Below are 15,185 nucleotides of genomic sequence, written 5' to 3'. Positions count from 1 at the left end.
CCACTAGAGACCCGTTTCGCGAGCCGTTGTGCGGCCGCCTCACCAGAGTGACAAGATCCTCGGAAAATTGAACTTGCGTTTCACAGAGTGAGACGTGAATATCGTTGCATGGACAACTCTAGCGGCGTAGGCGTTCTCGACAAGGCAGCCCTTGTCCTGAGCGCCCTGGAGTCCGGTCCGGCCACCCTCGCAGGACTGGTCGCGGCGACGGGACTCGCACGACCCACGGCACATCGTCTCGCCGTGGCACTGGAACACCACCGGATGGTGGCGCGTGACATGCAGGGCCGGTTCATCCTCGGACCGCGCCTGGCGGAGCTCGCCGCCGCGGCCGGCGAGGACCGCCTGCTCGCGACCGCGGGCCCGGTACTGACGCATCTGCGCGACGTCACCGGCGAGAGCGCCCAGCTCTACCGGCGGCAGGGCGACATGCGCATCTGCGTGGCGGCGGCCGAGCGTCTCTCGGGCCTGCGGGACACCGTCCCGGTCGGCTCGACGCTGACGATGAAGGCCGGCTCCTCGGCGCAGATCCTGATGGCCTGGGAGGAGCCCGAGCGGCTGCACCGCGGCCTCCAGGGCGCCCGCTTCACGGCGACGGCCCTGTCGGGCGTACGGCGCCGCGGCTGGGCCCAGTCGATCGGCGAGCGGGAGCCGGGCGTGGCGTCCGTCTCCGCGCCCGTACGCGGCCCGTCGAACCGCGTGGTGGCCGCCGTCTCGGTCTCCGGGCCGATCGAGCGTCTGACGCGCCACCCGGGCCGTATGCACGCCCAGGCGGTCATCGACGCCGCCGCCCGCCTCTCCGAGGCGCTCCGCCGCACCGGCTGACGTACCCCTCTCCCTCTGTTCGTTCCCCGGCCCACCGCTCCAACGCCGCAGCGGTGGGCCGGAGTTGTGCGTACCGCAGCCGGACAGCGAAGAAGCCCTCCCCCGAAGGGAAGGGCTTCTTCGTCTTGTACCCCCGACCGGATTCGAACCGGCGCTACCGCCTTGAGAGGGCGGCGTGCTAGGCCGCTACACAACGGGGGCCTTGCGGATGAGATCCGCGTACATGCAGATGAAGCTCTGCGAGCTGGCCTACCTGGACTCGAACCAAGAATGACGGTACCAGAAACCGTAGTGTTGCCAATTACACCATAGGCCATGGTTGTTGAACCGTACCCCCGACCGGATTCGAACCGGCGCTACCGCCTTGAGAGGGCGGCGTGCTAGGCCGCTACACAACGGGGGCCCTAGCGATCCCACCCGGCCGGAGCCGGGTGATGTCACCGTGGATTCACCGGGAGCTACCCAAATGATCTACAGGATGGATCTGTACCCCCGACCGGATTCGAACCGGCGCTACCGCCTTGAGAGGGCGGCGTGCTAGGCCGCTACACAACGGGGGCCTTGCGGATGAGATCCGCGTACATGCAGATGAAGCTCTGCGAGCTGGCCTACCTGGACTCGAACCAAGACTAACGGAACCAGAAACCGTCGTGCTGCCAATTACACCATAGGCCACCGGGGCAACTTCCCCGCCAGGGGGATCTTGCTCGGCTTGCGCTTTCCGGGCTCTTGCCTTTCGGCTTGTTCCCCTCGGCGCAGGAAGAACATTACCCGAAGGTGGACGGTGCTCCAAAACGGGTATGCGTGCGGAGCAGGGCCGGGAGCTGGTGGAGGTCGGTGATCGTGTCGAGCTCCGGCCGGCCGCCCGTGGCGGCGCGATCGAGCCACACTCCCCACAACCCCGCCTCCCGGGCGCCGCGGGCGTCGATGTCCGGCTGGTCCCCCACGTACGCGATCTCGTACGGGGCGAGGTCCAGGGCCGCACAGGCGGCCTGGAAGGCCTCGGGGGCCGGTTTGGCGGTGCCGAGCTCGGCGGCGCAGAGGACGGCCTCGAAGCGGTCGCTCAGGCCGAGCGCGCGGAGCTTGGGTTCCTGGGCCCGGATGCTGGAGTTCGACAGGACCGCGTGCCGGTAGTCGGCGGCGAGGAGGTCGAGGACGGGGAGGGTGTCGGGGAAGAGCTCCCAGGCCGCCTCGTAGTGGACCACGTACCGCCCGAACCAGTCGTCGGCCTCCGTGTCCGTGAGTCCGGGTGCCCCGAGGAAGTCCCGGACCCGGTGGCGCCGCTGGTCCTGGAAGGTGCCGCCCGACGCCTCGAAGCGCCGCCAGTGCAGCTCCGTGAGCTCCTTCCAGCGGCGCAGCGCGTCCTCGACGGAGTGGTACGCCGCGAGCAGTCCCTCGGCGGCGAGGTGGGCCCGCATGCCGGCGCGGTCGGCGCGCGCGTAGTCGAAGAGGGTGTCGTCGATGTCCCAGAGGACGGCGCGGATGGCCATGGACCGACCGTACGCCGGTGGCGGGCCCTCCGGGAGCGGTTATCGGGTGCGGGCGAAGCGGAAGGGACGGAAGTCGGTGACGAAGCAGGCGACCTCGCCTTCGGCGTCGCGGCCGACCCAGGTCGCGTAGAGGCCGTCGCCCCATCCCGAGGTGAAGACGGCGATGCCGTGGCCGTTCTCACCCTCTGCGACGAAGGCGATCGGGAAGGACGGACTGTTGTCGAGACCGTCCCAGATGACACCCGCTTCGTCGTCGGTGCCGGGAAAGGAGTGGGGGGCGGCGGCGTCGAGGAAGCAGCCGGCGCCGGATTCCACGCCGTAGCCGAAGCAGTCGTCACCGGGAGTGTCCTCACCGGGCGGCAGGGCGGACTCCCAGCGGGCCACCGGGGTGTCGCGGATCACGAGCCGGGCGGCGGCGTTCACGGTGTGGTCGTAGGGGTACGTGAAGGACGCCTCCGCGGTCTGCACCCGGTAGCGGCCGGGCGGGACCGCGTCGGCGAAGGGCTCGGGGCGCTCGTGGTCGTCCCAGAGCTGGACGATCGGGTCGCAGGCGAGGAGCCGGCCCGTGGGCAGGTCGATCTCGCCCACGTCCCGCACGGCGAAGACGACGTCCTTCCCGTCCTCCGCCGGGACGGATCCCGGGGTGAACCAGTGGGCGCAGTCAGGCGGTGTCATGGACATGGGCGGACCCTAGTCCGCGGGTACGACAACGGGGGCGGCGGCCGGAGATCTCCGGTCGCCGCCCCCGTGGCGTACGGCGTGCGGTTAGGCGGTGAGCTTCGCGAGGGCCGCGTCGATGCGGGTCAGGGACTTCTCCCTGCCCAGGATCTCCATGGACTCGAAGAGCGGCAGGCCGACCGTGCGGCCGGTGACGGCGACGCGGACCGGGGCCTGGGCCTTGCCGAGCTTGAGGCCGTGGGCCTCGCCGGCGGTCAGGACCGCGTTCTTGAGGGACTCCGGGTCGCTCCAGTCGGCGTCGGCGAGCTTCTCGCGGGCCGTGGTGAGGAGCGCCGCGGGCTCGCCCTTCATCGCCTTGTCCCACGAGGGCTGGTCGAAGACCGGCTCGGGCAGGAAGAGGAAGTCCACGTTGGCCGTGATGTCCGAGAGGACGGTCACGCGGGTCTGGGCGTGCGGCGCGATGGCCTCCCAGGCGGCGCGGTCGAAGTCCTCGGGCGCCCAGTTCGCGTGCGGGGCCCGGAGCCAGGGCTCGCAGGCCTCGGCGAAGGCCTTCACGTCCAGCATGCGGATGTGGTCGGCGTTGATCGACTCGGCCTTCTTGAGGTCGAAGCGCGCCGGGTTGGCGTTGACGTCGGCGATGTCGAACTTCTCGACCATCTGCTCGATGGTGAAGATGTCCTGGTCGGCGGAGAAGGACCAGCCGAGGAGCGAGAGGTAGTTCAGCAGGCCCTCGCGGAGGAAGCCGCGCTCCCGGTAGAGGTTGAGGGAGGCCTGCGGGTCGCGCTTGGAGAGCTTCTTGTTGCCCTCGCCCATCACGTACGGCAGGTGTCCGAAGGCGGGGATCTCCTTGGCGACGCCCAGCTCGATCAGCGCCTTGTAGAGCGCGATCTGGCGCGGGGTGGAGGAGAGCAGGTCCTCGCCGCGCAGGACGTGGGTGATCCCCATCAGGGCGTCGTCGACCGGGTTGACCAGGGTGTACAGCGGGGCGCCGTTGGCGCGGAGGATGCCGTAGTCCGGGACGTTGTCCGGGGTGAAGGTGAGCTCGCCGCGGACCAGGTCGGTGAAGGTGATCGGCTCGTCGGGCATCTTGAAGCGGACGATCGACTCGCGGCCCTCGGCGCGGTAGCGCTCGATGCGCTCCTCGCTCAGGTTGCGGCAGGTGCCGTCGTAGCCCGAGGGCTTGCCGGCCAGACGGGCGGCGTCACGGCGGGCCTCCAGCTCCACGGCGGTGCAGAAGCAGTGGTACGCGTACCCGCCGGCGAGCAGCTTGTCGGCGACGTCCTTGTAGAGGTCCATCCGCTGCGACTGGCGGTACGGCTCGTGGGGGCCGCCGACCTCGGGGCCCTCGTCCCAGTCGAGACCGAGCCAGCGCATCGAGTCGAGGAGCTGCTGGTACGACTCCTCGGAGTCGCGCGCCGCGTCGGTGTCCTCGATGCGGAAGACCATGGTGCCCTGGTGGTGCCGGGCGAAGGCCCAGTTGAACAGGGCGGTGCGGACCAGGCCCACGTGGGGGTTGCCGGTCGGGGAGGGACAGAAACGGACGCGGATCGCGTTAGCCACGCTTGATCACCTTGTTGGTGAGAGTGCCGATGCCTTCGATGGTGACGGCGACCTCGTCGCCGACGTTGAGGGGGCCGACCCCGGCGGGGGTGCCGGTGAGGATGACGTCGCCGGGGAGCAGCGTCATGGCCTCGGTGATGTGGACGACCAGGTCCTCGATGGAGCGGACCATGTCGCTCGTCCGACCCAGCTGGCGCTGTTCGCCGTTGACCGTGGCCTGGATGGTCAGGTCGCTCGCGGCAGCGATGCTCATGTCCGTCTCCACCCAGGGGCCGAGCGGGCAGGAGGTGTCGAAGCCCTTGGCGCGGGCCCACTGCTTCTCGCGCTTCTGGGCGTCGCGTGCGGTGACGTCGTTGGCGCAGGTGTAGCCGAAGATGACGTCCTTGACGCGCTCGCGGGGCACCTCGCGGCACATGCGGCCGATGACCACGGCCAGTTCGGCCTCGTGGTGCAGCTCGTCGGAGAAGGAGGGGTACTCGATGGCGTCGCCGGGGCCGATCACCGAGGTGGTGGGCTTGAAGAAGGCGACGGGGACGTCGGGGACCTCGTTGCCGAGTTCGGCGGCGTGCTCCGCGTAGTTGCGGCCGATGGCCACGACCTTGTTGGGGAGCACGGGCGGCAGGAGCCGTACCTTGCTCAGCGGGACCTTGGTGCCGCTGAGCTCGAAGTCGGTGTACGGGATGCCCTTGATGATGTCGAGGACGAGGCCGCCGGACTCGACGGTTCCCTCGCCCTCGACGGCGCCGAAGGCCACATTGCCGTCGATGGAGAATCTGGCGATGCGCACGAGTGCTGTCGCCCCTCACTTGATGCTGGCTGGAGTCTGACGCTCCAGGCTAACGCGGCGGGGGCGGCCGACCTGCGAATTCAGCGGGAGGCGGAGGCGTACGGCTCGGGCTGGTACGGGGCCGGGGGCTGCATGAGGACGGTGCGGCGGGGGTTGGCCGTCCGGGCGGGCAGCTCGGCCGCGTACTCCGGCCGGGCGCCCCGGTCGAGCTCCGCGGCGTCCGTGAGGTGGACGAGGGTGGAACGGCGGGGGTTGGCCGTGCTGCCGGGCGTCGTCGTCTTCGTCGTCTTCATCGCGGTGATCTGACCTTGTTCCGGAACGGGCGCCGCGTAAGGGCGCGGGAGGGTGTAAAGCGTCAGGCTAAACATGCGATTCCCTTCGAATGCATGGCTAAGACATCGATCAACGTGTGAGTTTGCTCACCACTGGCGTCACAATCCAGGCATTACGGACGGTCTCCTGTCACCACGGAAAGGGACATTCCGCCATTGAATGCTCTATTCCGCTCCTGATCATCGCGACTGGGACACACGGGCATGCGCAGCCATTGGAGGGGAAAAGTCCCAATCCTCCGTGATCATCTTCTACATGCGGTGACACTGCGCGTACGCGTTGTCATGACCCTCCCGGCGCGACACGCGGCCCTTGTTGGAGATCCGGCACTGTGCTGGAATTCCACGCACCGCCGCGGGTTTCAAGCCGGCGCGCAGGGGGCGCAACGCAGCGCCGGCCATGTGGCGGGAAAGGGGGAACTGCGCCGGTCACCGACGACCACCCGGGGGTGCTCACGCACCCCGATTGACGCCGACACCGTCCTCTCCGTTCACCCGGAAGGACGCCTGGTCCAGAGGTTGCGACGCTAGTGCAGGGACGTTTCAAGAGGGATGGCTCGGGGTCTCCCCCGGCCCGCCAGGGCCGAGCGGATGCTCCGGCGGAGCAGGAACCGCGTGCCGGGACCGACCGCGGTCCCTCGGCCTCGCGCACCCCGAACCAGGGTCAGGGACCGTCCGGCAAGGGCGGTGACGGCGGGCGCACGAACGCCGCGGCCGCTTCGGCCGAGCCGTCCGAAGTTCCCACCAAGCCCAAGGCCGAGAACGAGGTCGGCCCGCGAATAGCCCTGCGCAACTGGCGCATCTCCACGCGCCTGGTCGCGCTCCTCACCCTCCCCGTGGTCGCCGCGACGACCCTGGGCGGCATCCGCATCAGCGAGTCGCTGGCGGACATGGAGCAGCTCGACCACATGCAGCTGCTGACCAAGCTGACCCGTGAGGCGACCGACCTCGCGCAGGCCCTGCAGGCCGAGCGCGACCTCTCCGCGGGCCCCCTGGTCAACAACCGGCCGGTCAGCGACTACCAGGTCTCCAACCCGCGCCGGAAGACGGACCTCGAGTACAAGGCCTTCCTGGAGGCCACCGAGGACATCCCGGCCACCGAGGGCGACGAGGCGCTGCGCAGCATCCGCCAGAACGTCAACGGGATCGCCTCGCAGGTCATCCAGCTCAACACGATCCGTGGCAACGCCTACGAGAAGGGCGTCTCCCACTCGGTGACGGTCGAGGCGTACAGCCGCCTCATCCGCGCGCTGCTCAGCCTGTCCCAGGACATGGCGCAGGCGACCAGCAACCCCGAGATGATCAAGCGGACCCGTGCGCTCGCCGCGTTCTCGTCCGCCAAGGAGTACGCCTCCATCCAGCAGGCGATCATCGCGGCCGCGCTCCCCGCGAGCGACAAGACCTCCGGAAAGATCCAGCAGGGCGACCGTCTCTACGGCGAGGCCGCGCTCAACTCCGAGAGCGACGAGCTCAAGTCCTTCCAGGCGATCTACGAGTCGACCGGTGGTGACGCCACCGAACGGACGGCGTCCCTGAACACCGGCAACCCGTCGATCACCGCCGCCGAGAAGTACGCCGAGCGCGTCCTCAACGCGGACGACGCCATGCCGAGCGGCCCCAAGCGGGGTCACCTGAACTTCACCGACGAGTACGGCACCAAGATCGCCGCCATGAACCGCATCGAGCGCGGTCTGCTCGGCGACATGGAGACCATGGCCCGTGAGCTGCGGCAGGAGTCGCAGCGCGAGGCCATCATCAACGGTGCCCTGATCCTCCTCGTCCTCGGCGTCTCGCTCATCGGCGCCTTCGTCGTCGCGCGGTCCATGATCCGCTCGCTGCGCCGGCTCCAGGACACCGCGACCAAGGTCGCCCAGGACCGCCTGCCCGAGCTCGTCAAGCAGCTCTCCGAGTCCGACCCGCAGGACGTCGACACCTCCGTCGAGTCCGTCGGTGTGCACTCCCGTGACGAGATCGGCCAGGTGGCCGCGGCCTTCGACGACGTGCACCGCGAGGCCGTGCGTCTCGCCGCCGAGCAGGCCCTCCTCCGGGGCAACGTCAACGCGATGTTCACCAACCTCTCGCGCCGCTCCCAGGGCCTCATCCAGCGTCAGCTCTCGCTCATCTCCGAGCTGGAGTCCCGCGAGGCCGACCCGGACCAGCTGTCCTCGCTGTTCAAGCTCGACCACCTCGCGACGCGCATGCGCCGTAACGGTGAGAACCTCCTCGTCCTCGCGGGTGAGGAGCCGGGCCGCCGCTGGACGCGTCCGGTCCCGCTGGTCGACGTCCTGCGTGCCGCCGCCTCCGAGGTGGAGCAGTACGAGCGCATCGAACTGGCCGCGGTCCCGGCGACCGAGGTCGCCGGCCGGGTCGTCAACGACCTCGTGCACCTCCTCGCCGAGCTGCTCGAGAACGCGACCTCGTTCTCCTCCCCGCAGACCAAGGTCCGGGTCACCGGTCACGCGCTGCCCGACGGGCGCGTGCTCGTCGAGATCCACGACACCGGCATCGGCCTCTCCCCCGAGGACCTCGCCGCGATCAACGAGCGGCTCGCCTCGCCGCCCACCGTGGACGTCTCGGTCTCCCGCCGCATGGGTCTCTTCGTGGTCGGCCGCCTGTCCCTGCGACACGGCATCCGCATCCAGCTGCGCCCCTCCGACTCGGGCGGCACCACCGCGCTCGTCATGCTGCCGGTCGACGTCGCCCAGGGGAACAAGAAGCCGATGCCCAAGCAGGGTGCCGGTGGCCAGGGCGCCATGCCGCAGGGTGGCTCCGCCCCGGGCGGCCGGCTTCCCGGCGGTCCCGGCGCGGCCGGTGGCCCCGGCGGCGGACGTCCGGGTCAGGGCGGTGCGCCGTCGGCGACGGCCGGCCGGCTCGGCACCGCGGCGCCGCGCGCCCAGGTCGGCACGAGCGGTCCCCGGGCCGCGCTGCCCGCCCGGGACGGTGGTCCGCAGGGCGGCCCGCAGTCCCGCACCCCGCAGCCGCAGAACGCCCAGCTGGACAAGACCGGTCAGCTGCCGCCGGGCCCGCAGGCGCCCCAGGGTCCGCAGGGCGGCGAGCCGCCGCGCCCCGGCGGCGGTCTCATCGGCGGCGCCGCGAGCGCCATCCCCTCCCGTACGGACGTGTGGGGCAACACCGGCGGCCCGCAGGCCGGACCCGGCGCGCCGCAGCAGGCCCCGCAGGGCGGTCAGACCGGTGGGTACGAGTTCCCGCGCGCCGAGCTGCCGGGGGGCAACCCCCAGCCGCAGCGCCCGCAGGCCGCGAGCTGGGGCAACGACCCGGCGCAGCAGCCGGTCCGGCGCCAGCGGCAGGAGATGTCGCCGCTGGACGCCCCGCGCGGTCACGAGGAGTCGGAGACGACCGGCCTGTTCGGCGCCCCGGCGGCCCCCCAGGGCCCCGGCTCCACGGGTCAGTTCCCGCGCCCCGACTTCGGTGCTCCGCAGCAGCAGGGCCAGCGCCCGGGGACCCCTCAGGGGTACCAGGGCGGTGCGCAGGACCCGGCGTCCACGGCGCAGTTCCCGCGTCCGGACTTCGACGCCTCGCAGGGCCCCGGCTCCACGGGTCAGTTCGCCCGCCCGGACTTCGGTGCTCCGCAGGGCCCCGGTTCCACGGGTCAGTTCGCGCTCCCCGACCTCGGCTCCCCGCAGCAGGCCCCCGCCCCCCAGGGGTACCAGGGCGGCCAGCAGCAGCAGTTCGGCCGGCAGCCCTTCGTACCGCAGGCCCAGCAGCAGGCCCAGGCCCCGCAGGCACCGGCCCCGCGTCAGCGGACCGGTGGCGACTTCGGCGGTCCGCGTCAGGGCTCAGAGCCGGGCCGGCAGCCGCAGCTCCAGCAGCCGCGCCGTCCGGAGGCCCTGCCGCCGGCGAGCGGCGCGGGTGACATGCGTACCCCGCTGTTCGACACCCTTGAGACCAGCTGGAACCAGGAGCAGGGGCAGGCGCCCGGCGCCGGCCGTGTTCCGGACGTGGCGCAGACGACGCAGACCCCGGTCGTGTCGCAGCCCTCCGCCCCGGCGCCCCGGCAGACCGGTGACCCGGCCGCCGGTCAGCAGAACGGCGGGGCCGCCTGGCGGACCTCGCCCAACGACGAGTTGGTGCGCCAGGCCGAGCGGGTGCGCAAGCCCGCGGCCGGCGGTGTCACCACCTCAGGTCTTCCCCGGCGCGTGCCGAAGGCCAACCTCGTACCCGGGACCGCTCAGGAGCAGGCCCACACGGCCGGCCCCCAGGTCTCGCGTGCACCCGACGACGTCCGCGGCCGGCTCACCAATCTGCGCCGCGGCATCCAGCAGGGCCGCCAGGCCGGCAACTCGACCACGGGTAGCCACCACCTCGGTCCGAACCCTCAGCAGGAGCGCTAGTTGAACGCGATGAGCCAGGCGGCGCAGAACCTGAACTGGTTGATCACCAATTTCGTGGACAACACCCCCGGGGTGTCGCACACGGTGGTGGTCTCCGCCGACGGACTCCTGCTCGCCATGTCCGAAGGCTTCCCCCGTGACCGTGCCGACCAGCTGGCGGCGGTCGCGTCCGGACTGACCTCGCTGACCGCGGGCGCGTCCCGGATCTTCGAGGGAGGCCCCGTCGCGCAGACCGTGGTGGAGATGGAGCGCGGCTTCCTCTTCCTCATGCAGGTCTCCGACGGCTCCTCGCTCGCCGTGCTCGCCCACCCCGAGTGCGACATCGGCCTCGTGGGCTACGAGATGGCGCTGCTCGTCGACCGGGCCGGCAGCGTCCTCACCCCGGATCTCCGCGCGGAGCTCCAGGGCAGCCTGCTCCACTAGCCCGGTTCCCATCCGGGACAGAACCCCTCGCACGACCGATCCACAGGGCGGTACGCCCCTCCGTACCGCCCTGCGCACCGTTCAAATCGTCCGGCCGCCCCACCCGGCCCCCCACCGGCCCCATCCGACGGCAGAAGTCTTGCTGTCACGCCCGGAGGATTCATGACCCCGCCCCCCGCCTCTCACGATCCGTACGGCGCCTCAGTCGACGAGTACGGGTACGAGGGCGACCAGCCGCTGGTGCGTCCTTACGCGATGACCGGCGGCCGGACCCGGCCGCGCTACCAGCTCGCCATCGAGGCGCTGGTCAGCACCACGGCCGACCCGGCGCACCTCGCCACCCTGCTCCCCGAGCACCAGCGGATCTGCCACCTGTGCCGTGAGGTGAAGTCGGTGGCCGAGGTGTCGGCGCTGCTCTCGATGCCGCTCGGTGTCGCCCGCATCCTCGTCGCCGACCTGGCGGAGGCCGGCATGGTGGCGATCCACCAGCCGGGCAACGGAGAGACCGGCGGCACGCCGGACGTGACTCTGCTCGAAAGGGTGCTCAGTGGACTTCGCAAGCTCTAGCGGCGGCGCGGCCCGTTCAACCACCAGCGCGAAGATCGTGGTGGCGGGTGGCTTCGGCGTGGGCAAGACCACGTTCGTCGGCGCCGTCTCCGAGATCGACCCGCTGCGCACCGAGGCCGTGATGACCTCCGCTTCGGCGGGGATCGACGACCTCACGCACACCGGTGGCAAGACGACGACGACCGTCGCCATGGACTTCGGCCGCATCACCCTGGACCAGGACCTGATCCTGTACCTGTTCGGCACCCCCGGACAGGACCGTTTCTGGTTCATGTGGGACGACCTGGTCCGCGGCGCCATCGGCGCCGTCGTCCTCGTCGACACCCGCCGTCTCGCCGACTGCTTCCCGGCGGTCGACTACTTCGAGAACAGCGGCCTGCCCTTCGTCATCGCCCTCAACGGCTTCGACGGTGCCCAGCCGTACCAGCCGGAGGAGGTCCGCGAGGCCCTCCAGATCGGCCCCGACACCCCCATCATCACCACCGACGCCCGCCACCGCGCGGACGCCAAGAGCGCCCTCATCACGCTCGTCGAGCACGCCCTGATGGCCCGGCTCAAGTAGTCAGTGCTCCAGGGCGGTTGTCATATGCCGCTGCCAGGGGCGGTCTGTGTCCTTCGACACGGCCGCCCGCCCGTTCATAACGTTTCGACAGAGAATTGGAGCGCCCCGGACACACGACGCATCCGATCGGTGTCACTGCGCTCACATGAGCCCCGCCATTTGGCGGGGCTCGCTCTTTATGCCCGTTTTATACGAGGCCTGGACCACTGAAGGCGGCCGCATCCCACTGTTTGGAACGGACCCCCTTCACGTGCTGCAATTCATGAACTCCCGAGTAGTACGGCCCTGAACGAAACACCGGCACAACGTAGGTGCCGACGCCGAGAGGTTGTTGGTCGAGTGAGGCGAAGCAAGGAAAGCTCCGCGGAGCAGGAGACGCGGGGCAACTTCACGCCGCCGTCGCGTTTCGCGGTGTCGCCCGCGGATGTACCCGTGACACCGCCGCCCGCCGCGGCCGCCAAGGGAAGCTCCAGCAAGCTTTCGCCCCGCAACTGGCGGGTGCCCACCAGGCTGAACGCGATCCTCTGCATACCCGTGCTCGTCGGACTCGTCATGGGTGGCTTCCAGGTCAAGGGAGCGATCGACACCTGGCAGGAGGCGCAGGACGCCGAGAAGACGGCGCTCATCGTGAGCGCCGCCTCGGAGTACAGCACCGCCCTCCTGAACGAGCGGGACCTCACCGCCGGCCCGCTGCTGGCCGCGAAGTCCGCCGAGGACCGCAAGAGCGACGAGGTCACACAGGCGTACGCCGCGACCGACGCGGCCCGGCTGAAGTTCGACGAGGCCATCAAGAACCTGCCCTCGGGTCAGGGCCTCGAGCGCCGCATCAAGCTCTTCAAGGACGAGGAGCCGAAGCTCGACGCGCTGCGCAAGGCCGCGTACACCCGCTCCCTCGACCCGGTGAACACCCAGCTCGGGTACACCGGCGTCCAGCACTACCTGACCGAGTTCTCCAACGAGCTCGGCCTCGGCACCGGCAACGTCACGGCCTACGGCCGCAGCGTCTACGCCATCCAGCTGGCCAAGGGCGCCGAGTCCCTCCAGCGCTCCATCGGCACCCAGCTCCTGGTCCGGCCCAGCCGCCAGGAGGCCGTCTTCGCCCAGCAGTCCGTGGCGTTCAACTCGTACAACTACCTGGAGCAGATCGCCCTCGGCGAGTTCGCCTCCGGTGGCATGCCCGAGGACGTCGAGCTGCTGAAGAAGGTCATGGCCGGGAAGGCCGCCGAGGGCGCCAAGCAGATGCAGGCCGCCGGCGTCGAGCTGCCGAAGGGCAAGGACGGCTCCGTCTACTCCGGCGCGGCCTCCGCGATCGGCACCGCCAAGTCGCCCGATGGCCTCGCGGACCTGAAGTCCCAGGGCATCACGGCCGAGACGTGGATGGCGGTCGCCACCGCCAAGTTCGAGGGCTACTCCGAGGTGGAGAAGGCGCTCGTCGACAAGGCCGTGGCCGAGGCCGTGAAGATCTCCGACGAGGCCAAGACGGACGCCTGGGTGATCGGCGGCATCGTCGTCATCGCCCTGCTCGCCGCCTTCATCCTGGCCGGGATGATGGCCCGCCAGATGAGCCGCTCGATGCTCCAGCTGCGCAACGCCGCCTTCGGCATCGCCGAGCAGCGCCTGCCGATGCTGGTCGACCAGCTCTCCCGCACCGAGCCGGGCCGCGTCGACACCCGTGTCCAGCCCATCCCGATCGACTCGCAGGACGAGATCGGCGAGGTCGCCCGCGCCTTCGACCAGGTCCACCGCGAGGCCGTCCGGCTCGCCGCCGAGCAGGCCATGCTCCGGGGCAACGTCAACGCGATCTTCACCAACCTCTCGCGCCGCAACCAGTCGCTGATCGAGGGCCAGCTGACCCTCATCACCGACCTGGAGAACAACGAGGCCGACCCGGACCAGCTGGAGAACCTCTTCCGCCTGGACCACCTGGCGACCCGTATGCGCCGCAACGGCGAGAACCTCCTGGTCCTCGCCGGCGAGGAGCCCGGCCGCCGCTGGGACCAGCCGGTCCCGCTGGTCGACGTCATGCGCGCCGCCTCCTCCGAGGTGGAGCAGTACGAGCGCATCGAGCTCGCCGGTGTCCCGGAGGCCGAGATCCACGGCCAGGCCGTGACCGACCTCGTGCACCTGCTCGCCGAGCTCCTGGAGAACGCCACCACGTTCTCCTCCCCGCAGACCAAGGTCCGCGTCACCGCGACCCGTCTGCCCGACGGCCGTGTGATGGTCGAGATCCACGACAAGGGCATCGGCCTCACCGCCGAGGACTTCGCGGACATCAACCACAAGCTGGCGAACCCGCCGACCGTCGACGCCGCCGTCTCGCAGCGCATGGGTCTCTTCGTGGTCGGCCGGCTCGCGGACCGCCACGGCATCCGGGTCCAGCTCCGCCCCTCGGGCGAGCAGGCCGGCACGACCTCGCTCGTCATGCTGCCGGACGCGATCACCCACGGCGGTGGCGCCGAGCAGCCGCTCCAGGACGACTTCACGGTCTCCCAGATCATCCCGCAACAGCAGCAGCAGAGCGCCTTCGAGAGCGCGCCCCAGCAGCAGCAGATGCTGACCGCCGCCGATCTCGGCTTCGACGACTCGCGTTACGAGCAGCCGGCCGAGGAGGAGCGTCCGCTCGACCCGGTCAAGCGCTCGCTGAAGCGTGAGGGGCGGCGTGCCGCTCTGGAGGCCCAGGCGCAGGCCCCGCTCTTCCACGACGAGGCGGAGCAGGCCGAGCAGCCGGAGCAGGCGGACGCGTACGGGCACCAGGCGCAGGAGTACGGCCAGGGCCAGGAGTACGGGCAGCAGCAGGGCCAGGAGTACGCGGCGGAGCAGTACGCCCCGGCGCAGGAGTACGGGCAGCAGCCCCAGCAGGGGAACGGGTACGGCCAGGAGTACGCGGCCGGCTTCCCGCAGCAGGACGGCTACGCGTACCCGCAGCAGGGGTACGAGTCGTACCAGCAGGCCGGCTATGCGGAAGCTTCGTACGAGGCACCGGAAGCCGAACACCAGCAGTACGGAAACGCGTTCGATGGCCAGTCCCACCAGGGAGAGTGGCAGGATCAGAACGCTTACGGCGACGGCTGGACGCAGCAGTACGGAGCGGAAACGGAATCTGCTCCGGGCGCTCCCGAACAGGCCCCCGAGCGCGTAGGCTTCGATCGTCAGGGTCCGACCCCCAGTCCCGCCCCGGACGCCGGTCACGCGCTGACCGACTCCGGTCTGCCGCGCCGCGGCAGCGTCGCCTCGCAGGGCCAGCAGGCGCCGCAGCAGGCGAAGCCCGCGCAGCCGGCGCAGGAGCAGCAGCAGAACGAAGCCGACGGCACCGACGACTGGCGCTCGACCAACGACGAGCGCTGGCAGCGGGCCGGAAAGCTCAAGGACCCGAAGGCGGGCGGGGTCACCTCGTCCGGTCTCCCCCGGCGGGTCCCCAAGGCCAACCTGGTCGAGGGCACGGCTGAGCAGACCCCGCAGGGCGGCCCCCAGGTCTCCCGCGCACCCGAGGACGTCCGGGGCAGGTTGAGCAACCTGCGCCGCGGAGTCCAGCAGGGACGCACCGCGGGAACGGACACGAACGGATCGGGCCTCGGCCCGGGCAGTACCTACAACCAGGAGCGTTAGTGT

Annotated in this window: 11 protein-coding genes and 5 tRNA genes; 6 read left to right on the top strand and 10 right to left on the bottom strand. The window is 70.5% G+C overall.

Annotated features, from left to right (window positions below; translation table 11 throughout):
• The first annotated feature begins 108 nt into the window (after positions 1-108).
• Positions 109-825, top strand: coding sequence for an IclR family transcriptional regulator NdgR (gene ndgR, locus ACZ4VK_RS30655; protein WP_015036427.1), 717 nt, complete (start codon positions 109-111; stop codon positions 823-825).
• A gap of 128 nt (positions 826-953) precedes the next feature.
• Here the strand turns inward: ndgR and ACZ4VK_RS30650 are convergent.
• The 10 genes from ACZ4VK_RS30650 to ACZ4VK_RS30605 form a co-directional block, all read right to left on the bottom strand.
• Positions 954-1,026 (bottom strand) — tRNA-Glu (locus ACZ4VK_RS30650).
• Between the two features lie 43 nt (positions 1,027-1,069).
• Positions 1,070-1,141: transfer RNA gene (locus tag ACZ4VK_RS30645), tRNA-Gln, on the bottom strand.
• Between the two features lie 14 nt (positions 1,142-1,155).
• Positions 1,156-1,228 (bottom strand) — tRNA-Glu (locus ACZ4VK_RS30640).
• Positions 1,229-1,312: 84 nt separating this feature from the next.
• A tRNA-Glu gene (locus ACZ4VK_RS30635) sits at positions 1,313-1,385 on the bottom strand.
• Positions 1,386-1,428: 43 nt separating this feature from the next.
• Positions 1,429-1,500 (bottom strand) — tRNA-Gln (locus ACZ4VK_RS30630).
• Positions 1,501-1,592: 92 nt separating this feature from the next.
• Positions 1,593-2,315: an HAD family hydrolase gene (locus tag ACZ4VK_RS30625; protein WP_468359144.1), complete on the bottom strand. Its 723-nt coding sequence runs from the start codon at positions 2,313-2,315 to the stop codon at positions 1,593-1,595.
• A 39-nt stretch (positions 2,316-2,354) separates the two neighbouring features.
• Positions 2,355-2,996 (bottom strand): DUF4241 domain-containing protein, encoded by a 642-nt coding sequence (locus ACZ4VK_RS30620; RefSeq protein WP_468359141.1) that lies wholly within the window; start codon positions 2,994-2,996, stop codon positions 2,355-2,357.
• Between the two features lie 84 nt (positions 2,997-3,080).
• Positions 3,081-4,553, bottom strand: coding sequence for a glutamate--tRNA ligase (gltX, locus tag ACZ4VK_RS30615; protein WP_468359138.1), 1,473 nt, complete (start codon positions 4,551-4,553; stop codon positions 3,081-3,083).
• On the bottom strand, positions 4,546-5,340 hold the full coding sequence (locus ACZ4VK_RS30610) for a fumarylacetoacetate hydrolase family protein (RefSeq protein WP_384120819.1): 795 nt from the start codon (positions 5,338-5,340) through the stop codon (positions 4,546-4,548). Before ACZ4VK_RS30610 ends, gltX begins: the two co-directional genes overlap by 8 nt.
• A gap of 80 nt (positions 5,341-5,420) precedes the next feature.
• Entirely contained in the window at positions 5,421-5,633 is a 213-nt protein-coding gene (locus tag ACZ4VK_RS30605) for a hypothetical protein (protein ID WP_468359135.1), read from the bottom strand.
• Between the two features lie 569 nt (positions 5,634-6,202).
• On the opposite strand from ACZ4VK_RS30605, the gene ACZ4VK_RS30600 reads away from it, so the two are divergent.
• The 5 genes from ACZ4VK_RS30600 to ACZ4VK_RS30580 all read left to right on the top strand — a co-directional run bounded on the left by ACZ4VK_RS30600 (position 6,203) and on the right by ACZ4VK_RS30580 (position 15,182).
• Positions 6,203-10,024, top strand: a complete 3,822-nt coding sequence (locus tag ACZ4VK_RS30600) for a sensor histidine kinase (RefSeq protein WP_468359132.1) — start codon at positions 6,203-6,205, stop codon at positions 10,022-10,024.
• Between the two features lie 9 nt (positions 10,025-10,033).
• Complete coding sequence (locus ACZ4VK_RS30595) at positions 10,034-10,447, top strand: roadblock/LC7 domain-containing protein (protein ID WP_015036421.1); 414 nt, start codon at positions 10,034-10,036, stop codon at positions 10,445-10,447.
• A 162-nt stretch (positions 10,448-10,609) separates the two neighbouring features.
• Complete coding sequence (locus ACZ4VK_RS30590) at positions 10,610-11,014, top strand: DUF742 domain-containing protein (RefSeq protein ID WP_024756254.1); 405 nt, start codon at positions 10,610-10,612, stop codon at positions 11,012-11,014.
• Positions 10,995-11,576, top strand: coding sequence for a GTP-binding protein (locus tag ACZ4VK_RS30585; protein ID WP_384406214.1), 582 nt, complete (start codon positions 10,995-10,997; stop codon positions 11,574-11,576). The genes ACZ4VK_RS30590 and ACZ4VK_RS30585 overlap by 20 nt, the downstream gene beginning before the upstream one ends.
• A 339-nt stretch (positions 11,577-11,915) precedes the next feature.
• Positions 11,916-15,182, top strand: coding sequence for a sensor histidine kinase (locus ACZ4VK_RS30580; RefSeq protein ID WP_468359129.1), 3,267 nt, complete (start codon positions 11,916-11,918; stop codon positions 15,180-15,182).
• Positions 15,183-15,185 lie beyond the last annotated feature (3 nt).

The organism is Streptomyces sp. NPDC028711, assembly GCF_055565415.1.
This window is presented reverse-complemented; position numbering and strand designations above follow the sequence as displayed.

What these genes read in the sequence shown, in the direction of transcription:
- ACZ4VK_RS30595 (WP_015036421.1), top strand. Translation starts at nt 10,034, where the DNA reads ATGAGCCAGGCGGCGCAGAACCTGAACTGGTTGATCACCAATTTCGTG.
- ACZ4VK_RS30620 (WP_468359141.1), bottom strand. Translation starts at nt 2,996, where the DNA reads ATGTCCATGACACCGCCTGACTGCGCCCACTGGTTCACCCCGGGATCC.
- ACZ4VK_RS30625 (WP_468359144.1), bottom strand. Translation starts at nt 2,315, where the DNA reads ATGGCCATCCGCGCCGTCCTCTGGGACATCGACGACACCCTCTTCGAC.
- ACZ4VK_RS30590 (WP_024756254.1), top strand. Translation starts at nt 10,610, where the DNA reads ATGACCCCGCCCCCCGCCTCTCACGATCCGTACGGCGCCTCAGTCGAC.
- ACZ4VK_RS30605 (WP_468359135.1), bottom strand. Translation starts at nt 5,633, where the DNA reads ATGAAGACGACGAAGACGACGACGCCCGGCAGCACGGCCAACCCCCGC.
- ndgR (WP_015036427.1), top strand. Translation starts at nt 109, where the DNA reads ATGGACAACTCTAGCGGCGTAGGCGTTCTCGACAAGGCAGCCCTTGTC.